Source organism: Rhodobacter maritimus (genome assembly GCF_058747975.1).
The window spans coordinates 614,590-635,332 of the sequence record NZ_CM179095.1 but is presented as its reverse complement, the minus strand read 5'-3'; the positions used below and the strand labels follow the sequence as shown (position 1 = coordinate 635,332).

The 20,743-nt window shown below is 66.0% G+C and carries 23 protein-coding genes; 11 read left to right on the top strand and 12 right to left on the bottom strand.

Translation table 11 applies throughout. The features are described from left to right. The first annotated feature begins 20 nt into the window (after positions 1-20). The 4 genes from urtB to urtE are packed head-to-tail and all read left to right on the top strand — an operon-like array spanning position 21 to position 4,701. Positions 21-1,976 carry an urea ABC transporter permease subunit UrtB gene (urtB, locus tag AC4PTO_RS03185; protein ID WP_492731807.1) on the top strand — a complete coding sequence of 652 codons (1,956 nt, stop codon included), beginning with the start codon at positions 21-23 and terminating at the stop codon, positions 1,974-1,976. Between the two features lie 54 nt (positions 1,977-2,030). After that, complete coding sequence (gene urtC / locus AC4PTO_RS03180) at positions 2,031-3,263, top strand: urea ABC transporter permease subunit UrtC (protein ID WP_492731806.1); 1,233 nt, start codon at positions 2,031-2,033, stop codon at positions 3,261-3,263. Next, positions 3,260-4,003, top strand: a complete 744-nt coding sequence (gene urtD, locus AC4PTO_RS03175) for an urea ABC transporter ATP-binding protein UrtD (RefSeq protein ID WP_492731804.1) — start codon at positions 3,260-3,262, stop codon at positions 4,001-4,003. Before urtC ends, urtD begins: the two co-directional genes overlap by 4 nt. A gap of 2 nt (positions 4,004-4,005) precedes the next feature. After that, complete coding sequence (gene urtE, locus AC4PTO_RS03170) at positions 4,006-4,701, top strand: urea ABC transporter ATP-binding subunit UrtE (RefSeq protein WP_492731802.1); 696 nt, start codon at positions 4,006-4,008, stop codon at positions 4,699-4,701. Between the two features lie 6 nt (positions 4,702-4,707). Here the strand turns inward: urtE and AC4PTO_RS03165 are convergent, their stop codons facing one another. The 7 genes from AC4PTO_RS03165 to AC4PTO_RS03135 all read right to left on the bottom strand — a co-directional run bounded on the left by AC4PTO_RS03165 (position 4,708) and on the right by AC4PTO_RS03135 (position 9,019). Then, on the bottom strand, positions 4,708-5,361 hold the full coding sequence (locus AC4PTO_RS03165) for a DUF1194 domain-containing protein (RefSeq protein WP_492731799.1): 654 nt from the start codon (positions 5,359-5,361) through the stop codon (positions 4,708-4,710). A gap of 43 nt (positions 5,362-5,404) precedes the next feature. Next, entirely contained in the window at positions 5,405-5,767 is a 363-nt protein-coding gene (locus AC4PTO_RS03160; protein ID WP_492731796.1) for a diacylglycerol kinase, read from the bottom strand. A 27-nt stretch (positions 5,768-5,794) separates the two neighbouring features. After that, positions 5,795-6,175 carry a YigZ family protein gene (locus tag AC4PTO_RS03155; RefSeq protein WP_492731794.1) on the bottom strand — a complete coding sequence of 127 codons (381 nt, stop codon included), beginning with the start codon at positions 6,173-6,175 and terminating at the stop codon, positions 5,795-5,797. Positions 6,176-6,220: 45 nt separating this feature from the next. Continuing rightward, positions 6,221-6,484 (bottom strand): DUF6455 family protein, encoded by a 264-nt coding sequence (locus AC4PTO_RS03150; RefSeq protein WP_492731792.1) that lies wholly within the window; start codon positions 6,482-6,484, stop codon positions 6,221-6,223. Then, positions 6,481-6,777 (bottom strand): DUF6455 family protein, encoded by a 297-nt coding sequence (locus AC4PTO_RS03145; protein WP_492731789.1) that lies wholly within the window; start codon positions 6,775-6,777, stop codon positions 6,481-6,483. Before AC4PTO_RS03145 ends, AC4PTO_RS03150 begins: the two co-directional genes overlap by 4 nt. An 87-nt stretch (positions 6,778-6,864) precedes the next feature. Then, positions 6,865-8,175: a DUF2254 domain-containing protein gene (locus AC4PTO_RS03140; RefSeq protein WP_492731787.1), complete on the bottom strand. Its 1,311-nt coding sequence runs from the start codon at positions 8,173-8,175 to the stop codon at positions 6,865-6,867. 97 nt (positions 8,176-8,272) lie between these two features. After that, positions 8,273-9,019, bottom strand: a complete 747-nt coding sequence (locus tag AC4PTO_RS03135; RefSeq protein WP_492731784.1) for a M48 family metallopeptidase — start codon at positions 9,017-9,019, stop codon at positions 8,273-8,275. A gap of 124 nt (positions 9,020-9,143) precedes the next feature. On the opposite strand from AC4PTO_RS03135, the gene AC4PTO_RS03130 reads away from it, so the two are divergent. Continuing rightward, the gene (locus tag AC4PTO_RS03130; protein WP_492731781.1) at positions 9,144-9,398 is read left to right on the top strand and encodes a DUF8831 family protein; all 255 of its coding nucleotides are present in this window, start codon (positions 9,144-9,146) and stop codon (positions 9,396-9,398) included. A gap of 10 nt (positions 9,399-9,408) precedes the next feature. Here AC4PTO_RS03130 and AC4PTO_RS03125 read toward each other — a convergent pair whose 3' ends face one another. After that, on the bottom strand, positions 9,409-9,657 hold the full coding sequence (locus AC4PTO_RS03125; protein ID WP_492733516.1) for a DUF167 domain-containing protein: 249 nt from the start codon (positions 9,655-9,657) through the stop codon (positions 9,409-9,411). 82 nt (positions 9,658-9,739) lie between these two features. Between AC4PTO_RS03125 and AC4PTO_RS03120 the strand changes: the two genes are divergently transcribed. The 3 genes from AC4PTO_RS03120 to AC4PTO_RS03110 are packed head-to-tail and all read left to right on the top strand — an operon-like array spanning position 9,740 to position 12,180. Beyond that, positions 9,740-10,837, top strand: coding sequence for a class II histone deacetylase (locus tag AC4PTO_RS03120; RefSeq protein WP_492731780.1), 1,098 nt, complete (start codon positions 9,740-9,742; stop codon positions 10,835-10,837). A gap of 57 nt (positions 10,838-10,894) precedes the next feature. Next, positions 10,895-11,470: a nitroreductase family protein gene (locus tag AC4PTO_RS03115; protein WP_492731777.1), complete on the top strand. Its 576-nt coding sequence runs from the start codon at positions 10,895-10,897 to the stop codon at positions 11,468-11,470. Then, on the top strand, positions 11,467-12,180 hold the full coding sequence (locus tag AC4PTO_RS03110; protein ID WP_492731774.1) for an EI24 domain-containing protein: 714 nt from the start codon (positions 11,467-11,469) through the stop codon (positions 12,178-12,180). Before AC4PTO_RS03115 ends, AC4PTO_RS03110 begins: the two co-directional genes overlap by 4 nt. Here AC4PTO_RS03110 and AC4PTO_RS03105 read toward each other — a convergent pair. From AC4PTO_RS03105 to AC4PTO_RS03095, 3 genes are all read right to left on the bottom strand, one after another. Further along, positions 12,164-12,430 carry a DUF1467 family protein gene (locus AC4PTO_RS03105; RefSeq protein ID WP_492731772.1) on the bottom strand — a complete coding sequence of 89 codons (267 nt, stop codon included), beginning with the start codon at positions 12,428-12,430 and terminating at the stop codon, positions 12,164-12,166. The two genes, AC4PTO_RS03110 and AC4PTO_RS03105, sit on opposite strands and share 17 nt — an antisense overlap. Then, positions 12,430-12,834, bottom strand: a complete 405-nt coding sequence (mce, locus tag AC4PTO_RS03100; RefSeq protein WP_492731769.1) for a methylmalonyl-CoA epimerase — start codon at positions 12,832-12,834, stop codon at positions 12,430-12,432. Before mce ends, AC4PTO_RS03105 begins: the two co-directional genes overlap by 1 nt. Positions 12,835-12,982: 148 nt before the next feature. Next, positions 12,983-13,708 carry a GNAT family N-acetyltransferase gene (locus AC4PTO_RS03095; RefSeq protein WP_492731767.1) on the bottom strand — a complete coding sequence of 242 codons (726 nt, stop codon included), beginning with the start codon at positions 13,706-13,708 and terminating at the stop codon, positions 12,983-12,985. Between the two features lie 116 nt (positions 13,709-13,824). Here AC4PTO_RS03095 and AC4PTO_RS03090 point away from each other — a divergent pair, with 116 nt between their 5' ends. After that, positions 13,825-13,959, top strand: coding sequence for a hypothetical protein (locus AC4PTO_RS03090; protein ID WP_492731765.1), 135 nt, complete (start codon positions 13,825-13,827; stop codon positions 13,957-13,959). 23 nt (positions 13,960-13,982) lie between these two features. Here AC4PTO_RS03090 and aspS read toward each other — a convergent pair whose 3' ends face one another. Next, positions 13,983-15,758 carry an aspartate--tRNA ligase gene (gene aspS, locus AC4PTO_RS03085; RefSeq protein ID WP_492731763.1) on the bottom strand — a complete coding sequence of 592 codons (1,776 nt, stop codon included), beginning with the start codon at positions 15,756-15,758 and terminating at the stop codon, positions 13,983-13,985. Between the two features lie 205 nt (positions 15,759-15,963). Here aspS and AC4PTO_RS03080 point away from each other — a divergent pair, with 205 nt between their 5' ends. Together AC4PTO_RS03080 and carB are read left to right on the top strand one after the other, a co-directional pair. Beyond that, complete coding sequence (locus tag AC4PTO_RS03080; RefSeq protein ID WP_492731761.1) at positions 15,964-17,310, top strand: glycosyltransferase family 87 protein; 1,347 nt, start codon at positions 15,964-15,966, stop codon at positions 17,308-17,310. 92 nt (positions 17,311-17,402) lie between these two features. Next, complete coding sequence (gene carB, locus AC4PTO_RS03075; RefSeq protein ID WP_492731759.1) at positions 17,403-20,735, top strand: carbamoyl-phosphate synthase large subunit; 3,333 nt, start codon at positions 17,403-17,405, stop codon at positions 20,733-20,735. The last annotated feature ends 8 nt before the right edge of the window (positions 20,736-20,743 follow it).

The window sequence follows — 20,743 nt, the reverse complement described above, 5'->3', positions numbered from 1 at the left end:
CCCAGCCAGATCGGACCCCCATGCGCGCCCTTATCCTGACCCTTGCCGCCTGTCTGGCGCTTGGCCTTTCCACGCCCGTCCGGGCGCAGGACGGGCAAAGCGCCGGGGACATCCTCACCGCCAACCGCGCCCTTGTGGAAAAGGCCTCGCGCCAGACCATCGGCCCCGTGATCGACGCGCTTGCCGGATCGGACGATCCCGCCGCAGCCAGGGTGCTGAGCGCGTGGGCGGACAAGGGGCTGGGCATCCACGCCCCGGACGGCGCCTTCGTGCTGATCGAGAAGACCGCCGATGGCTGGGCCTTCACATCGCTTGACGGCCAGCAATCCGGCACCGCCGACAAGGCCGCGATCACCGAGCTGCGCCCCAATTCGGGCGTGCGCGGGCTGATCGCCACGGCGCTCGTGAAATTCCAGCTCTCCGATCCCGATCCCACCCGCCGCGCCGCCGCGCTGACCTCGATCGCACGCGACCCCACGGCGGAACATCTTGCCCCCCTGCGCGCCGCGATCGAGAACGAGACGGACCCGGCCCTGAAGGCCCAAAAGCTGCGGCTTGAGCGGCTGCTGACCCTGCGCTTCGATCCCGACAGCGCCGCGCGCGTGGCAGCCATCGACAGCTTCGGCCCGGATCTGGGGCTGGACCTGCGCGGTGCGCTCAACCCGCTGCTGGAGGTCCAGCGCCGCGCCTTTCCCGGCGCAATCCCCGAGGGGCTGAACGTCGCGCGCGTGCTCAGGCCCGGCCGGGACATCCCCGAAGAGGAAGCCTATCACCTTCTGGTCGCCGCCGGCACCGCCCAGCCCCGGCTGACCCCCGAGGCGCAGAAGGCCGCCCTTCTGGCCAATATCTCGGACAGCGCGGTCGGGGGCATCCCGCTGATCGATCTGGACAGCCGCGCCGCGCGCGACCGTGCCTATTCGGCGCTGGAGGCCTCGGGCGCGGTGCCGGCAGCAGCCACCGATGACGAGGTTGCCGCCGCCCTGTCGGCCGCCAGCTTCGCCGAAATCTACCGCGAGCCCGATGCCGCCGTCACCGATGCGGCGCGCAGCGCGCTATCGGGCATCGGCATCAAGGTGGGCGCGATGCAGACGGCCGACCTTGCGCTGGACGCGCTCTCGCTTGCCTCGATCTATTTCCTTGCGGCGATCGGGCTTGCCATCACCTTCGGGGTGATGGGCGTGATCAACATGGCACATGGCGAGTTCATCATGATGGGCGCCTATACCGGCTATGTCGTGCAGCAGGTCATCCCCGATTACACGCTCTCGCTGGTTGTCGCGCTGCCCGCGGCCTTCCTTGTCACCTTCCTTGCCGGGATCGCGCTGGAGCGGCTGGTGATCCGGCACCTCTACAAACGACCGCTCGAGACGCTTCTGGCGACCTTCGGGGTGTCCATCGCGCTTCAGCAGCTTGCCAAGAACATCTTCGGCACGCAGGCCCGGCCGCTCACCGCTCCGGGCTGGCTCGACGGGGCACTCGTGCTGAACGACGTGGTCTCGATCAGCTATATCCGCATCGCGATCTTCGTTCTGGCGCTTTTGTTCCTTGTCTTCTTCTTATGGCTGATGAACCGCACCCGGCTGGGGCTCGAGGTGCGCGCGGTCACGCAAAATCCCGGCATGGCGGCCTCGATGGGGATCAATCCCGACCGGATCAACATGCTGACCTTCGGGCTGGGATCGGGCATCGCGGGGATCGCGGGCGTGGCGATCGGGCTTTTCGCCAAGGTCACGTCCGAGCTGGGATCGGACTATATCGTGCAAAGCTTCATGACCGTGGTCGTGGGCGGCGTGGGCAATATCTGGGGCACGCTGGCAGGCGCCTTCCTGATCGGCACGCTGCAAAAGGGGATCGAGTGGCTGAACCCTTCGAACACGCTGGCCGCGCAGACCTACATGATCCTCTTCATCATCCTGTTCATCCAGTTCCGGCCCAGGGGCATCATCGCCCTGCGCGGCCGCGCGGCGGGGGATTGATCCGATGCAACGGCCCGTCGCGCCTCACCACATCCCGACCGAAAGGCAGGCATCATGAGACAGGGTTTTCTCAGCAAGAACCCCTCGGTTCTGGTCTTCATCTCGATCCTTGCGCTTTTCACCCTTGGCGTGACCCTTGCCAGCGAGGCCTATGGCACTGCCTACCTGTCCACCTCAGTCGTCAAGACGCTTGGCAAGACGCTGTGCCTGTGCCTGATCGCGCTTGCGATGGATCTGGTCTGGGGCTTTACCGGCATCCTGTCGCTTGGCCATTTCGCCTTCTTCGCGCTTGGCGGCTACATGATCGGCATGTGGCTGATGTATGCCCGCACCGAAGAGATCGTGGTGGCCTCGCTTGCCTCGGGCGGGCTTCCGGCCACCCCGGACGAGATCCGGCAGGGCATCGCCACGCAGGTCTTCGGAGTCGTGGGCGGGTCGGAGCTGCCCGCGATCTGGAGCCTTGCCCATTCGCTTCCGATCCAGCTTGCGCTGGTGGTGCTGGTGCCGGGGCTTCTGGCGCTTGGCTTTGGCTGGCTTGCGTTCCGTTCGCGGGTGACAGGCGTTTACCTGTCGATCCTGACCCAGGCCATGACGCTGGCGCTTGCGCTTTACCTGTTCCAGAACGACAGCGGGCTGCGCGGCAATAACGGGCTTTCGGGCCTTCAGAACCTGCCCGGAATGGGGGACGTTTCGCAGGCGCGGATGTCGGTCTGGTTCCTGTGGGCCTCGGCCGCGGCGCTTGGCCTTGGCTATCTGCTGCTGGCATGGATCGTGTCGGGCAAGTTCGGCTCGATCATCCGCGCGATCCGCGATGACGAACAGCGCGTGCGCTTCCTCGGCTATTCGGTGGAAAGCTACAAACTGTTCGTCTTTACCCTGACGGCGGTGATCGCGGCCATCGCGGGCGCGCTTTACTACCCGCAGGCGGGCATCATCAACCCGGCCGAGCTGACACCCATCGCCTCGATCTACCTTGCGGTCTGGGTGGCGATCGGCGGGCGCGGGCGGCTTTACGGCGCGGTGCTTGGGGCTGCGTTCGTGTCGCTTCTGTCCTCGTGGTTCACCGGCGGGCGGGCGCCCGACCTTTCCCTTGGTTTCTACACGGTGAAATGGGTGGACTGGTGGCTGGTGCTGCTGGGGCTGTCCTTCGTTGCGGTGACGCTGTTTGCGCCCAAGGGGCTGGCGGGGCTGTTCGACCTGGCGCAGGGATTGCGCCCGCCATTGCGCTGCGGCGCCGCGCTTGGGCCCGACGACGGCGCCCTTCAGGAAAAGGAGGCGCTTGAATGACCGCCCTTCTGGAAGTATCCGGCGTCACCGTCAGCTTCGACGGCTTCCGCGCGATCAACAATCTCAGCTTCTCGATCGGCCCGGCCGAGCTGCGCGCCGTGATCGGCCCCAATGGCGCGGGCAAGACGACCTTCATGGATATCGTTACCGGCAAGACCCGCCCCGACAGCGGCACCGTCCTGTTTGGCGAAAGGTTCACCTCGCTTCTGTCCCTGTCCGAGGCGCAGATCGCGCGGATCGGCATCGGCCGCAAGTTCCAGCGCCCCACCGTCTTCGAAGACCAGACGGTGACGGAAAACCTGATCATGGCGCTGAAGGCCGCGCGCGGCCCCTTTGCGGTGCTGAAATGGCGCGCGGGCGCGGCCGACATGGCGCGGGTCGCCGAACTGGCCGAAGAGGTCGGGCTGGCCGATCAGATCGCGCGCAAGGCGGGGGAACTGTCGCACGGCCAGAAGCAATGGCTCGAGATCGGGATGCTTCTGGCGCAGGAGCCGCGGCTGTTGCTGGTGGACGAACCCGCCGCGGGCATGACCGTGGCGGAACGCGAACACACCACGCGGCTTCTGGTCGAACTGGCCAGGACCCGCGCCGTCGTGGTGGTCGAGCATGACATGGATTTCGTCGAACGGCTGAACTGCAAGGTCACGGTCCTGCACGAGGGCGCGGTTCTGGCCGAAGGCTCGCTGGATCATGTCACCAGAAACCCCGACGTCATCGACGTCTACCTGGGAAGGGGATGAGCATGCTGCGCACCGAAGCGCTCACATTGCATTACGGCGGCTCGCAGATCCTGTATGGCATTGATTTCGAGGCCAAAGCCGGAGAGGTCACCTGCATCCTCGGCACGAATGGCGTGGGCAAGACCAGCTTTCTCAAGGCGCTTGCCGGCACGCATCCGCGCTCGGGCGGGCGGCTGGTGCTGGATGGCGAGGAACTGGGCCGCCTTCCGGCGCAGGCGATCGCGCGCAAGGGGCTGTCGGTCGTGCCGCAGGGGCGGATGATCTTTCCGCTGCTGAGCGTGCGCGAAAACCTCGAGACCGCCTTCGCCGTCCTGCCCCGGTCCGAACACCGCATCCCCGACCATATCTACACGCTGTTCCCGATCCTGAAGGACATGAGCCACCGGCGCGGGGGTGACCTGTCGGGCGGCCAGCAACAGCAACTGGCCATCGCGCGCGCGCTGATCATGCGGCCCAAGGTGTTGCTGCTGGACGAGCCGACCGAGGGCATCCAGCCCAACATCATCCAGCAGATCGGTCACGTCATCGAACTGCTCAAGGCCGAGCGCGACATCGCCATCGTGCTGGTCGAGCAGTATTTCGAATTCGCCTACAATCTCGGGGATCGCTTCTTCGTGCTCAAGCGCGGCAACGTGGCCCTGAGCGGAACCAGGGAAACGCTGCCCTACGAGGATCTGCGCGGATCGGTCTCGGTCTGAGGGGCCTCAACCTACGGGCTTGGCCAGTTCGCGCATCAGCTTGGCGCGGATCGCGGCGGGATAGTCGCCAAGGCCGCGCGCCGTCATCACGAAGCCGTTCCGCGTGATCGCCCAACGCGCGTAAAAGGCGGTGATGGGGCTGGAACGGCCGGGGTCCTCGATGGCGATGGCGTTGATGGCGACCCCGTCCGCCTCGGCCGCGCTGCGGGCCCGGCCCACGGTGAAGCCCGCGTTTTCCGGCCCGTCGCCCGAGATGTCGATGACATGGCGCGCGCAGTCGGGCACCGCCTCGAATTGCTCCAGCGCGAAGAAGATCGCCTCGCCCACCGCGGTATCCGAGGCCGCAAACGCCCGCGGCAGCCGTGCGGCATCTGTGGCGAGGGACGCAACCGCCGCCGCATCGGTCATCCGCCGCCACGGCACGACCAGCGCCTGCCGCCCCGGACCCGACCATTGCACGACGGCAAGCGCGACCCGACCCTGCACCAGAACGCCCGCCACCTCGGGGTCGCGCAGTGCCGCGCTCAGCCCCTGCACCTGAAGCGCATATTCCGACGCGTCGATCGAGCCCGACACGTCGATGGCCAGCAGCAGGGCCGTATCGCAGCCCCGCGCAGGCGTGCTTACCATGAAAAACAGGGCGACAAGGGCGCGCAACATCGTCCCAGCTTGCGGCCATGCCCCGCCGCTGGCAAGGGAAACGTCACCCCAGCAGGATCACCAGCCACGCCGCCCCCCCGCCAAGGGCCGCAAGCGCAACCGCGGCCGAGCCGCAATCCTTCGCCTTCCGGGCGCGGGGATCGCGCTGCGGGGACAGGTGGTCGACGACCTCTTCGATCGCGGTATTCATCAGCTCTGCGGCCAGCAGCAGAAACCCGAGCGCGACAATCAGCGCACGTTCGCCCGCCGACAGATCAAGCGCGAAGGCCAGTGCCACCGACGCGGCATGCACCAGCGTCCATTGCCGCAGCGTCCGTTCCGTGGCCCAGGCCGCGCGCCAGCCCTGCCACGACCAAAGCACCGTTCTGCCCAGACGAAGGGCCTCCGCCCGCAGCCAACCGATCATGCCGCCTCCCTCGCACCGACGAAAACACTAGGACAGCCCGTTGCGGCGCACCAGATAAAGCCGCACGGCCGTTCGCACATGGCGAAAGCGATCGCCGCCCAGATGGACACCGCCGAACCAGCGCGACACGACGACGATGTGATCATGCAGCCCCGCCGCCTGCAATTCCTGCAAGATGATCGCCCCTGCACCGGCCTCTCCGTCATCGGCCTTGACGGGTTCGGGCTGCGCCGCATCTTCGGGGTTGGAAAACAGGACGGCCCAGCTGTTATGCGTGGCCTTGGCAAAGCGCTTGCGCGTCTTCAGCGCGGCCAGAAACGCCCCGGCCGCGGCGCGGTCGGCAACAGGCCCGCCCGAAACGGCATAGCGCGAACCGCGATCCCGCAGGATATCTTCAACGACAAGCATGCCCCCGGTTGCCTTATCCCGGCCCCGGTTGCAAGCAATGTGCCGCTAATGCAGGGCCGAAAGCTCCGACAGAAGGGTCGCGTTGCGGCACCAGTCGGGCGGCGTCGGCGCGCGGTCCGGGTTCTCGGCAAGATAGGCCAGACATCCCTGCACAGAACTGCACTGGCGGCAGCGGCCAAGCATTTCCGCCAGATCCGCGCGTGTCAGAATTTCGCAATGCACGGCCTCGATCAGATCCACACCCAGGCGGCGCGCAAGGCCGCGCGTGATCCAGTAATGCAGATCGACATTCTCCTGAACGCCCATCATAGCGCCTCCTCGATTCGTTTGGCCGCCCCCGTGCCTCTGGCGGCGATGTCATGGATGAAGGCCTGATTGCAGCAATATGCCGGGGCTTTCGCGTCGGCTCGTTCATTCTGGTGCGACAGCCATTCGGCGCAGCCGCGCGGATCCGCACAGGCGGTGCAGGATACCACCGCCTCGCGCCATTCCTCGCTGCTCATGCGTCCCGTGGCGATCGCCTCGGTCAGGTCGACCCCCAGCACCGCGGCCATGCGCCCCATGAGGGCCGCGTGGCAGTTAAGCGTTCTTGCCCCCGACATCACCTTCTCCTGCGAAAGACCCTCGAAGAATCCGTCAGCAACGGCGCACCCGCCATGATTCAGATCAAACGCCGAAAGCGCGCGGAATCAGACCCGCGCCTGGCCGCTGCGCAGCGCGTGCTTCAATCTGCCCGAGGCAAGGCGGTCCTCCAGCGCCTCGACAAGGGCGGCGACGCGGGCGCGGTCCTCGGCCAGGGGCAGCGCCCCCGCCGCCAGCGCCGAGGCGGCGCGGGCCTGTTCCAGCGCGGGCGCAGCGAAGATGTCGGGGGCAAGCTCGGCCACCGCGGCAAGGGACTTCTGCAACCGGATCTGAACCTCGACCAACCCGGCCCCGTCGCGCGCGATGGCGTGGAACGCATCGCCCACAAGATCCTCGGCCCGGATCGGCGGCACCCAGAGGCGGGGGTATTTCACATGCGTCTGCGGCCGCTCTTCCCAGATCGACAGCACGCGCACCAACCGCCCAAGGATGTCGATCCCCGTGCCAGGATCGTTTACCGCCGGCGACAGCGCGCGCGAGGCGATCTCGGCCAGGGCGAGGATGCCGAAGCGGGGATCCTGTTCGAAGGTGCGGCCGGGCGCCACAGTGAACGCCTCGCGCAGCCGCTCGACGGTGGCGGCGGCCATTTCGGGGGCGTCGGGAAAGGGCTCGATCTTCAGCAGATCCGCGGCGGGATGCACGAAGGCGCCGGGCTGGGCCTGTAGCCAGATCCGCGCCTCAAGCTCTTCGGCGATATCGTTGAGCAGTTCCGCATCGACATGCTGGACATATCCGATCGTGGCCGCTGGCACAGCATGGGCGGTTTGCGATGGTGCGATGGTCAGCTTGTGCCCACCGAACCACGGCATCTCGACGCGTGCGCGCAGGGCGGTGCTTGCCGCTTCCTCGACCCGCGCGATCGTGTCGTCCAGCCGCCCGAAATCGGTCAGATGCGCGATCCAGCGCATTAGCGAGATCACGATCACCGCAAGCACCGCCAGCGTGACCAGAAACAGAAGCACCCGCCCCTCGTCTCCGTAGATGCCGGTGCGCAGGCCGATGATCCCAACAAGTGCGAACAGGAAGGCGCCGATGAAGGTGGCCAGAACCCGCTGCGTGGTGGTGTCGCCTTTCAGAAGCGCGGTGGCGCGGGGCGTGGCGCCCGTCGTCGCCGCCCCGAAGGCCGTGACCATGATCGACAAGGAGAAGGTGGTCACCGTGAGCATCGAGGTGGCGATGATCGTCAGGATCGCCTCGACCGCATTGGCGCCGATCCGCGCGGCCAGGCCATCGGGCAGAACCGGCCGGAGAAAGCCCGCACCCAGCGATGTCGCCACCCCCAGAAGGCCATAGGCGACGACCGGCACCCAGACCTTGCGCAAAAGCCGCCGTATCCGGAAACGCAACTTTGAAACCACGAGGCCCCCTCCTGACCGGGCGTGCCCCTTGTGGGGCCGACCGCCCGAAGGCTGCCCCAAGCGCGATGCCGGGGCAAGCCATGATGGCCGTCGCGCCCTAGATCCGACCCGCGCGCAGGTCCGCCACCGTCTGGCGCACGATGTCGATGCGCAGCGCATTGGCGGGGTGCGAGCCCAGAACCGTGCGGCCCGGATCGGGGATTCGCGCGAAGAACTGCGCGCCACGCAGCGGGTCATAGCCCGCCTCCCATGTCAGCACGGTGCCAAGGCGGTCGGCTTCAAGCTCGTAATCCTTGGCCTTGGCCCGGCTTCCGACCGAGGCCCCGATATCCTGCGCGCTGCGGATCACGCCTGTATCGGCCCCCGAGGCCGCCGCAAGGGCGCCAAGGATCATGGCGCCGGCCATCGCATCCTGCTGCTTGCGCGGGATATGGCCGGCAATATGGTGCGCGGCCTCATGCCCCATGACGAAGGCCAGTTCGTCGGCATTGCGGGCCTCGCTGATCAGCGCAAGGTTGAAGCCGATCACGGGGCGGCCGCCGGCATCGACCGTCTGGAAGGCGTTGGGCGACTGGCCCGGCCGGTCATCCACCACGATCTGATAATCGCAGTTCTGCCCGCGCGCGCGGGTGTTGCAGGCCGCCTCGATCTGCGGCTCCATCCGGCGGACCACCGCGATGAAGTTCTGCGCCGCGGCCTCCGGCTCCAGCAGCGCGCCCGGCGCCGCGGCCTGAACGCGGGCAGCGGCGGGCGGCGCCGAGGGGGCCGGGGCCACCTCGCAGGCCGCAAGCGCCGCCAGGGCGGGCAACAGGACAAGAAGGCGCAGGGACGGGCGGTTGAACATCGACGGCTCCGGAAAGGTCACTGGCGCAATTTACCGGCCCCCGCCCCGATCGGAAAGGGGGCGCATCGCCTTCACACCAATGTTTGACCCTTGCGCATGCCCGTGGCCGCGCTACCATCGGGCCATGTTTACCATCGAGCACGAATTCGACGCCACCGTGATCACCCTTGTCGACGAGGGGGACGATCCGCAGGACTATCTGCAAGAGGATGTCACGATCCATTCCTTCGAAGATTGCGTGACGCTCGAACAGCTGGACGACCAGACCGAGACGGTGCAGCGCATCACCTTCTCGCATGCGCAGCTGCGCGAACTGGCCGCCGCGCTCAACCTGCCCGAGGGCGTCTATCGGCTGCGGGCGGTCGAGAAGAAGGGCTGAGCCGCCCGCCTCATTCGACGCGGAACACCTTGTCGCGCGCCGTTGCCCCCCGGACCAGGCTCAGGCGCGATTTGGGCACCCCAAGCGCCTTTGCCAGCAGCTTGAGAACCGCCGCATTGGCCTTGCCGCTTTCGGGCACCACGGTGACATAGACCCGTATCCCCTCATCCGTGGCCACGATCGCATTGCGTGAGGCCTTGGGCGTCACGCGCACCACGATCTCGGCGCCGGGGCGGGCGTGGTCTGTCAGGTCTGTCATCATGCGCTCACCTGCCCTTCGTCACTGGCCCTTCGGGTTTTCCGCCATTAGCCTACGCATCGGCACAGAAAAGGAAACCGCGATGCGCACCGCTTTTTTTCATGACGAACGCTGCCTTTGGCATGGCGGGGGCAATTACGCCCTGACCGTTCCGGTGGGCGGCCTTGTCCAGCCCGGCGGCGGCCTGCCCGAGAACCCGGAAACCAAGCGCCGGCTGGTCAACCTTCTGCGCGTGTCGGGCCTGATGGCCGGGATCGACGCGGGCTCCGCCCCCGAGGCCACGCGTGAGGATTTGCTGCGTGTCCATCCCGCGCAATATCTCGATGCCTTCAAGGCCGCCTCGGATGCCGGCGGCGGAGAGCTGGGCCTGCGCAGCCCCTTCGGCCCCGGCGGATACGAGATCGCGGCCCTTTCAGCGGGTTTGTCCAAGGCGGCGCTGATGGCGGTTCTGACGGGGCGCGCGCGCAACGCCTATGCGCTGTCGCGCCCGCCCGGCCATCACTGCCTTGCGGATTTTCCCAACGGGTTTTGCCTGTTCAACAATATCGCCGTGGCGGTCCGCGCGGCGCAGGCCGCGGGGCTGGTGCGGCGCGTGGCGGTGGTGGACTGGGATGTCCATCACGGCAACGGAACCGAGGCGATCTTCCTGTCCGACCCGGATGTCCTGACCATCTCTCTGCATCAGGAAAACAACTATCCGCTGGATACCGGCGGGGCCGAAACACGGGGCGAGGGGCCGGGCTTCGGGGCCAATCTCAACATCCCGCTGCCGCCCGGCACGGGCCATGCCAGCTATCTCGAGGCGGTCGCGCGGATCGTGCTGCCCGCGCTGGACGCCTTTCGCCCCGAAGCGATCGTCGTGGCCTGCGGATACGATGCCTCGGGGATGGACCCCCTTGGCCGGATGCTGGCCACGGCCGAGACCTTCCGCGCCATGACCCGCGCCATGCTGCAAGCCAGCGACCGGCTTTGCGGCGGGCGGCTGGTCCTGTGCCACGAAGGCGGATATTCGGACGTGCATGCCCCCTTCTGCGGCCATGCCGTTCTGGAAGAGCTGTCGGGCAGCGCGATCCGCGCCCCCGATCCCCTTGCCGCAACGCTTGAGGCGCGCCAGCCCGGCAAGGAATGGATCGCCCATGTCTCGGCGCATATCGACCGCCTTGCGCGCAATTTCCTCTGAGAGCTTGCAATTCGCGCCCCGAGCCAACACATCGGGGCGACCATGAAGGAGCCTGTCATGCCCGCAAACCCCGCAGCCCTCGAATTCCTGCTGACGCGCCGCTCGCGCCCGGCCAAGACGCTGCGCACGCCCGTCCCCGATGCCGAGGCACTGCGCCCGATCCTGACCGCCGCCGCGCGCAGCCCCGATCACGGCAAGCTGGAGCCGTGGCGCTTTGTCGTGCTGACCCGCCCGGCGCTGGAACGCCTGGCCGCCCTGACCGGGGAACGGGGGCGCGAACTGGGCCTTGCGGATGATGTCATCGCCAAGGCTGCCTCGCAGTTTTCCGACAGTCACCTGGCCGTTGCGGTGGTGAACGTACCTCGCGGAACCGAGAAAATTCCACAAATCGAACAAACGCTCTCGACCGGAGCGGTGTGCCTGTCGCTTCTCAATGCGGCGCTTGCCGCGGGCTGGGGCGCAAACTGGCTGAGCGGATGGGTCGCCCATGACCCCGGCTTCTGCCAGAAGGGGCTGGCGCTTGCAGAGGGCGAATGGGTGGCGGGCTTTGTCCATATCGGAACCGAAACCGTGGCCCCGCCCGAACGGCCGCGCCCGGACATGAACCAGATCATCACCTGGATGACCGCATGATCCTGACATCCTTCGCCATGGCTTGGGGCGACCTGTTCCGCCCCGGCGCGCTCAGGGTTCTGGGGCTGGGTGTGGCGCTGTCCCTTGCGCTGCTGGCCGCGCTTTATGCCGGGCTGGTCACGCTGATCGGCGTTTTCGTGCCCGACACGCTGACCCTGCCCTGGATCGGAGAGATCGGATGGGTCGACGACCTTCTGTCCTGGGCCTCGCTCGTGCCGATGCTGATCCTGTCGACGTTCCTGATGATCCCCGTCGCCTCGGCTTTTTGCGGGCTTTTCCTCGAGGACGTGGCCAACATGGTCGAGGAGGCGCATTATCCCGGCCTGCCGCCGGTGCAACGTCTGGGCCTGGGCGAGACCCTGCGCGAGGCGATCAATTTCGTCGGGGTGATCGTGGGGGCGAACCTGCTGGCCCTGCTGATCTATCCCTTCGTGATCCCCTTCGCGCCGCTTCTGTTTTTCTCGCTCAACGGCTATCTGCTGGGGCGCGAGTATTTCCAGATGGCCGCCCTGCGCCGGATGGAGCGCGCGGATGCGCGCCGCCTGTATCAGGAGAACCGCTTCCTGATCTGGGCCGCCGGCGCGCTGATGGCGGTTCCGCTGGCGATACCGCTTCTGAACATCCTCGTGCCGGTGCTTGGTGCGGCGACCTTCACGCACCTGTTCCACCGCCTGCGCCGGACGCATCAACGCCTCAGCCCAGACGGTTGAACCAGTCAAGATCCTGAATCGTCACCACGCCCGACAAGATGATCGTGGCGATGATGATCCACAGGATCACGGCTACGATGGTGGTGATCTTCGCCTTGCGGCCGATCTGCGCATCCGCAGGGGCCGAGGGCGGCGTGCCGGGCACGACCTCGCCCTCGTCCTCCTGACTGCGAAACCGGATCGGCAGCACCACGAACAGCACCATGAACCAGATCACCGCGAAAAGGACGATCCCCCCCGTCAGGTTCATCAGACCTGCTCCAGCTCGACCAGGCAGCCGTTGAAATCCTTGGGATGCAGGAACAGGACCGGCTTGCCATGCGCGCCGATCTTCGGCTCTCCGTTGCCCAGGACGCGCGCGCCCTCTGCCTTTAGGCGGTCGCGCGCGGCCAGGATGTCATCCACCTCGTAGCAGATGTGATGGATGCCGCCGGCGGGGTTCTTTTCTAGGAAACCTGCGATCGGAGAGGCCTCGCCCAGGGGGTAAAGCAGCTCGATCTTGGTGTTGGGCAGTTCGATGAAAACCACGGTCACGCCATGGTCGGGTTCGTCCTGCGGCGCACCGACCTTGGCGCCAAGCGTGTTGCGATACTGCGCCGAGGCGGCCTGAAGGTCAGGCACGGCGATGGCGACATGGTTCAAACGACCGATCATGGTGGGTCTCCGATGATGTTGCGCCTTGGCTTTAGCGCTCAGCCGGCGGGGGGCGCAAGGGCGTTCCACGACCCTGCCCCCCCTTGTCGGCCGGTTCGGGGGGGGATTTCGGGCGCCCTCTGGCCGCGACGCGGCGCGTGCCGGCCCCTCAGGCGGCATCGCCCCAAACGGGGTCCGTCATGACCAGGGCCGGGCGGGTCAGATCGGCCAGACGCTGGATTTGCCGCCCCTCCGCATCGAAATTCGATGGCGCCAGCCAGGTTGCGTAGGCGGCGCGCAGGGAGGGCCAGTCATCGTCGGTTGCGGCGAACCATGCGGTATCGCGGTTGCGCCCCTTCACCACGGTGGCCTTGCGGAACACACCCTCATAGCTCAGCCCAAGCCGCTGCGCGGCACGGCGCGACGGCAGGTTCAGCGCATCGCATTTCCATTCGAACCGCCGGTAGCCCGCCGAAAACGCCCAGCCGATCATCAGCAGCATCGCCTCGGTCGCGGCGCGGGTGCGCTGAAGCCGGGGGGCGAAGTTGATATGGCCAAGCTCGATCGACCCGACCTCGGGCGCGATACGTAGGAAGGACAGCACGCCCCCGGCCCGCCCGCCCGCGTCAAGATCATGCACGGTATAGAAGAACGGATCCGCGCAGGTGGCCATCCCGGTCATCCAGCCCGCATAATCCGCGGGATCGGCAAAGGGGCCATAGGGCAGATAATCCCAGATGCCGGGATCGGCCGCATTGGCGGCAAAAAGCGCCTCCGCATGGGCAGAGGGGTCCATCCGCTCCAGCATCGCGTAGCGGCCGCGCAGGGGCGCGCCATCGGGAACGGGCGGCGGCGTCCAGCCCGGAACCGGATCACCGAAAATCTTCTTCGACATCCCCGTCCCTTTCCAGGCTGTCACCGAACCGCCAGCAAAGCGTGCCAATGCTTCCCCAATCCGGCCGCAATCTGCCGCCATCCTGACACCATAACCGCTGCCACGGAACGACCGCCATGAAAAACCGTCTGCTCCACCTGACTGCCAATCAGCGCCTGAAAGCGGCAACGCACTGGACTGTCTTCAGCCTCGGCCTGCTCAGCCTGACGGTCTCGATCGCGGCCACTGCGGTCAATGCCCTGACGCTGTAAGCCCCCAAAAGCCCCCCCGCGGATCAGTCCTTCTGGATGACCCGCAGGCTGAGCTCGCGCAGCTGTTCGTTCGTGGGCTCCGACGGGGCGCCCATCATCAGATCCTCAGCGCGCTGGTTCATCGGGAACATGATGACCTCGCGGATATTGGCCTCGTCCGCCAGCAGCATCACGATCCGGTCGATCCCCGCCGCACAGCCGCCATGCGGCGGCGCGCCATAGCGGAACGCCTTGACCATGCCGCCGAAACGCTTCTCGACCTCGTCGCGGCCATAGCCGGCAAGCTCGAACGCCTTGAACATGATCTCGGGCTTGTGGTTGCGGATCGCGCCCGACACCAGCTCATAGCCGTTGCAGGCCAGGTCATACTGATAGCCCAGCACCTCCAGCGGATCGCCGTTCAGCGCCTCGAGCCCGCCCTGCGGCATCGAGAAGGGGTTGTGGCTGAAGTCGATCCGGCCCTCGTCATCCTTCTCATACATCGGGAAATCGACGATCCAGGCGAATTTGAACACGCCCTCTTCGGTCAGGCCCAGTTCGCGCCCGATCTCGTTGCGCGCGCGGCCTGCGATGGCCTCGAAGGCCTCGGGCCGGCCGCCCAGGAAGAAGGCGGCGTCGCCCTCGCCCAGCCCAAGCTGGACCCGGATCGCCTCGGTCCGTTCGGGGCCGATATTCTTGGCCAGCGGGCCCGCGGCTTCCATCGCCCCGTCTTCGCCCTTGCGCCAGAAGATATAGCCCATGCCGGGCAGGCCCTGCGCCTGCGCGAAGGCGTTCATGCGGTCGCAGAACTTGCGACTGCCGCCGCCGGGCGCGGGGATCGCGCGGATCTCGGTGCCGTCCTGCTCCAGCAGTTTCGCAAAGATCGCAAAGCCCGAGCCGGCGAAATGCTCGCTCACGACCTGCATCCTGATCGGGTTGCGAAGGTCGGGCTTGTCCGAGCCATACCACAGAAGCGCGTCCTTGAACGAAATCAGCGGCCAGTCGGCATCGACCCGGCGCCCGCCGCCGAATTCCTCGAAGATGCCCTGGATCACCGGCTGGATCGCGGCGAAGACATCCTCTTGCGTGACGAAGCTCATCTCGAGGTCGAGCTGGTAGAAATCGGTGGGCGAGCGGTCGGCGCGCGGGTCCTCGTCGCGGAAGCAGGGCGCGATCTGGAAGTAGCGGTCGAAGCCCGCCACCATGATCAGCTGCTTGAACTGCTGCGGCGCCTGCGGCAGCGCGTAGAACTTGCCCGGATGCAGCCGCGACGGCACAAGGAAGTCGCGCGCGCCCTCGGGTGAGGAGGCGGTGATGATCGGCGTCTGGAACTCGTTGAAGCCCACGTCCCACATGCGGTTGCGCAACGAGCGCACCACGTTCGAGCGCAGCATCATGTTGTTGTGCAGCCCCTCGCGGCGCAGGTCGAGGAAGCGATAGGTCAGGCGGGTTTCCTCGGGGTAGTCCTGTTCCCCGAAGACCGGAAGCGGCAGTTCCTCGGCCGGGCCGAGCACTTCGACCCCGCGGACATAGACCTCGATCTCGCCGGTCGGGATCTTGGGATTCACAAGGCTTTCGTCGCGCAGCTTCACCGTGCCGTCGATGCGGATGACGAATTCCGCGCGCACCTTCTCAAGCGCGTGGAACGCCGCCGAGTCGCCATCGCACAGCACCTGCGTCATGCCGTAATGGTCGCGCAGGTCGATGAACAGCACACCCCCGTGATCGCGCACCCGATGGACCCAGCCCGAAAGGCGGACGTCTTTGCCGGCATGGTCCTTGTTGAGGTCCGCACAGGTATGGCTGCGATAGGCGTGCATGAGGCTCCCCTTCCCGAGGCTTGGATCGTATCCGCGCCTTCAACCGCGCGCGGGCGGCGAAGTCAAGCGCAAGACTCGCGCGCCGGGATGGCTGCGTCACACGATACTGTTGCGCATCAATTTACCGGCGCAGGGTTTCTTGTGGTGATTGTTGGCGACATGTTCGCCGCGTTCTCGCCGTCGCGCCGGCGCACTTGCGAGGCCCGTGGCATCAGGCCAGGCGACTGTCTGTCTTGCAATACCGCGTCGAACAGCTAGGCTCGCGCCGTTCAAATGGAAAACCACCCTTCACATGCTGAATTTGAAATCCTGCCTGCCCGTTGCGGCTTTAGTCATTTCCGCCGCCATGGCCTATCTGCTGTTTTCATCGGCCCCCTCAAATGACCTTTTTGCATTGTGGATGGCGGGCAAGGCGGTTGCACGCGACATGCCCTGGATGATCTATCCGCCCGAAAGCGCCGTCTTCACGATGAAGGCACCCGACATCTGGGGTGAATGGGCGGCGGAAGAGGGCCGCTCGGGCGATATTTATCCCTTCATCTACCCCCCACTTTGGGCGTGGGTGATGGCACCCTTGACGAATGCTACCGATTTCGCGTCGGTGTCGAAGGTCGCTACACTGATCAACGGCGGGTTGCTTGCGGGAACCATATTGGTCGCTGGTCGCATGGCCGCGCAACCCTCGCGCCGGCCGGTCTGGTTTGTGACGGGCTTTACAGTGCTCTTGTTCACGACGCCAGGCACCGTCGCCCTGCTTGAAAACCAACCGCAGATCCTTGTTGCCTTCCTTACGGTTCTCGCAATCGAGCGTGCAAGCAAAGGGCATGAACTTACGGGCGGCGCGGCACTTGCGTTGGCCGCCGCGCTGAAGCTTTCGCCCGCGCTTCTGGCTGTGTTGTGGTTGGCAACTGGCCAATGGCGGGCGCTGATCGGCTTTGTCATCGTCGGCGCAGCGCTTGCCGCCGGATCCGTTCTGCTGGCAGGCTGGCCATTGCACCAGACGTTCCTGCTTCTGGCGGGCCAGATATCCGACAGTATTTTGGTAACCAAGCACAGCTTCACGATCAGCGCATCACTGGCGCAATTCTTCTGGCCCGATGACCTGAGCTTTGTGGCGTCCCGCCCGGGCGCGATCGACGGCACGCCCGTCAGCGGCTGGCTCGTGATGACCAAGGGCGATACCCACAGCCTGATCGAGGCTCTTGCCCTGCTGGCTGCTCTTGCGGGTTTCGGGTTGATGCTGAAAAAGGCTCGGGGTTCTCTTGCAGAGCCAGCCATATGGGCCGCAGCGCTGACCGCACTGCCCCTGCTGGGCCCAATATCCTGGACGTATTACTATATCGCGCCCCTGGCATTTGCCGCCCTGCTTCCGCAACGGCTCGGGCACATCGGCGTGCTGTTGCTGGGACTTGTCGCATTGCCGATCTCGGTCATCGCACACCGGCTGACCTTCGATTGGCCAAGCCACAACTTCACCATGCAATACCTCGGGACAGGGGCAATGGTCCTGTATCTTGTCGCCTGTCTTTACGCCGCACGACAAGAAGACTGAACACTTCGCATCCATCAGCCCTTGCACCTCTGCGACAGCGGACTATAACGCCGTCAATTTGCGCGCTGCCAACGCTGACCGAGGGGATCACCATGCCGAAGAGAACCGATATCAAATCCATTCTCATTATCGGTGCGGGGCCCATTGTCATCGGCCAGGCCTGCGAGTTCGACTATTCCGGCGCCCAGGCCTGCAAGGCGCTGCGCGAAGAGGGATACCGGGTGATTCTGGTGAACTCGAACCCCGCCACGATCATGACCGACCCGGAGATGGCCGACGCCACCTATATCGAGCCGATCACCCCCGAGGTCGTCGCCAAGATCATCGAAAAGGAACGCCCCGACGCGCTTTTGCCCACGATGGGCGGGCAGACCGGGCTGAACACCAGCCTCGCGCTTGCCGATATGGGCGTGCTGGAGAAATTCGGCGTCGAGATGATCGGCGCCAAGCGCGAGGCCATCGAGATGGCCGAGGACCGCAAGCTGTTCCGCGAGGCGATGGACCGTCTGGGCATCGAAAACCCGAAAGCTACCATCATCGCGGCCCCCAAGCTGCCCAACGGCAAATACGACATCAACGCCGGCGTCGCGCAAGCCATGGCCGAGCTTGAGACGATCGGCCTGCCCGCGATCATCCGCCCCGCCTTCACCCTTGGCGGCACCGGCGGCGGCGTCGCCTATAACCGCGACGATTACGAGGCGATCTGCCGCTCGGGCCTCGATGCATCGCCGATGGCCCAGATCCTGGTCGATGAATCGCTTCTGGGCTGGAAGGAATACGAGATGGAGGTCGTGCGCGACAAGGCCGACAACGCCATCATCGTCTGTTCCATCGAGAACGTCGATCCGATGGGCGTGCATACCGGCGATTCCATCACTGTCGCCCCCGCGCTGACGCTGACCGACAAGGAATACCAGATCATGCGCAACGGCTCGATCGCCGTTCTGCGCGAGATCGGGGTCGAAACGGGCGGCTCGAACGTGCAATGGGCGATCAACCCCGCCGACGGCCGCATGGTGGTGATCGAGATGAACCCGCGCGTGTCGCGCTCCTCCGCGCTTGCCTCGAAGGCCACCGGGTTCCCGATTGCGAAAATCGCGGCGAAACTTGCCGTGGGCTACACGCTGGATGAGCTGGACAACGACATCACCAAGGTCACGCCCGCCAGCTTCGAGCCGACCATCGACTATGTCGTGACGAAGATCCCGCGCTTCGCCTTCGAGAAATTCCCCGGCTCCAAGCCCGAACTGACCACCGCGATGAAATCGGTGGGCGAGGCCATGGCCATCGGGCGCACCTTCCACGAAAGCCTGCAAAAGGCGCTTGCCTCGATGGAAACGGGCCTTTCAGGCTTTGACGAGATCGAGATCGAGGGCGCTTCGGACAAGGCCGCCGTCATCAAGGCGATCTCGCGCCAGACGCCCGACCGGCTGCGGCTGATCGCGCAGGCGATGCGCGAAGGGCTGAGCAATGACGAAATCCAACATGCGACGGCGTTCGATCCGTGGTTCTTGGCCCGCATCCGTGAGATTATCGAACAAGAGGCGGAAATCCGTGCCGCCGGCCTTCCGGTCACCGAAAGCGGGCTGCGCAAGCTCAAGATGATGGGCTTCGCCGATGCCCGCCTGGCCGTGCTGACCGGCCGCGACGAGGCACAGGTGCGCCGCGCCCGGCGCAATCTGGGCGTCAAGGCGGTATTCAAGCGCATCGACACCTGCGCGGCCGAGTTCGAGGCCCAGACCCCCTACATGTATTCCACCTACGAGGCCCCCGCGATGGGCGACGTGGAATGCGAGGCGCGCCCCTCGGACCGCAAGAAGGTGGTGATCCTGGGCGGCGGCCCAAACCGGATCGGCCAGGGGATCGAGTTCGACTATTGCTGCTGCCATGCCTGTTTCGCGCTGACCGATGCGGGCTACGAGACGATCATGATCAACTGCAACCCCGAGACGGTCTCGACCGATTACGACACCTCGGACCGGCTCTATTTCGAGCCGCTGACGCTTGAACATGTGATGGAGATCCTGCGGGTCGAGCAGGAAAACGGCACGCTGCACGGCGTGATCGTGCAGTTCGGCGGCCAGACGCCGCTGAAGCTTGCCAATGCGCTCGAGGCCGAGGGGATTCCGATCCTCGGCACCACGCCCGACGCCATCGACCTTGCCGAAGACCGCGAGCGGTTCCAGAAACTGCTGAACGATCTAGGCCTGAAACAGCCGGTGAACGGCATCGCCTCGTCCGAGGCGCAGGCGATCGAGATCGCGGGCAATGTCGGCTTCCCGCTGGTGATCCGCCCCTCCTATGTGCTGGGCGGGCGCGCGATGGAGATCGTGCGCGACATGGATCACCTGAAACGCTACATTGCCACCGCGGTGACGGTCTCGGGCGACAGCCCGGTGCTGCTGGACAGCTACCTTTCAGGCGCGATCGAGGTCGACGTGGATGCGCTGTCGGACGGCAAGACCGTCCATGTCGCGGGCATCATGCAGCATATCGAGGAGGCAGGCGTCCATTCTGGCGACTCGGCCTGTTCGCTGCCGCCCTATTCGCTGTCGCCCGAAACCATTGCCGCGCTGAAGGAACAGACCGAGAAGATGGCCCTTGCGCTTGGGGTTGTGGGGCTGATGAACGTGCAATTCGCCATCAAGGACGGCACGATCTATGTGCTAGAGGTCAACCCCCGCGCCTCGCGCACGGTGCCTTTCGTCGCCAAGGCGACCGACAGCGCCATCGCCTCGATTGCGGCGCGCCTGATGGCGGGCGAGCCGATGGAGAACTTCCCCCATCGCGCGCCCTACCCCGAAGGCGTCGGCCCCGAGGACGACCTGCCCTTCGCCGACCCGCTGACGCTGGCCGATCCGAACACGCCCTGGTATTCGGTGAAAGAGGCGGTCCTGCCCTTCGCCCGCTTCCCCGGCGTCGACACGCTGCTGGGGCCCGAGATGCGCTCGACCGGCGAGGTCATGGGCTGGGACCGCAACTTCCCGCGGGCGTTCCTGAAGGCGCAGCTGGGGGCCGGCCAGAACCTGCCCGACGGCGGACGGGTGTTCATGTCGATCAAGGACGCCGACAAAAGCGCCGATTTGGCGCAGGCCGCGCATGACCTTCTGGCCATGGGCTTTGCACTGGTGGCCACGCGCGGCACGGCGGCCTGGCTGAAGGAAAACGGCGTGGCCGCCGAAGAGGTGCTGAAGGTCTATGAGGGCCGCCCGAACATCGTGGACCGGCTGAAGAACGGCGACATCCACCTGGTGATGAACACCACCGATGGCAGCCAGGCGATCTCGGACAGCCGCGATATCCGCGCGGTCGCGCTTTACGACAAGATCCCCTATTTCACCACCGCCGCTGCCAGCGTCGCCGCCGTGGCGGCCATGAAAAGCCGCGCGGAAGGTGAGATCGGCGTGCGCCCGCTTCAGGCCTGAAGCGGGCC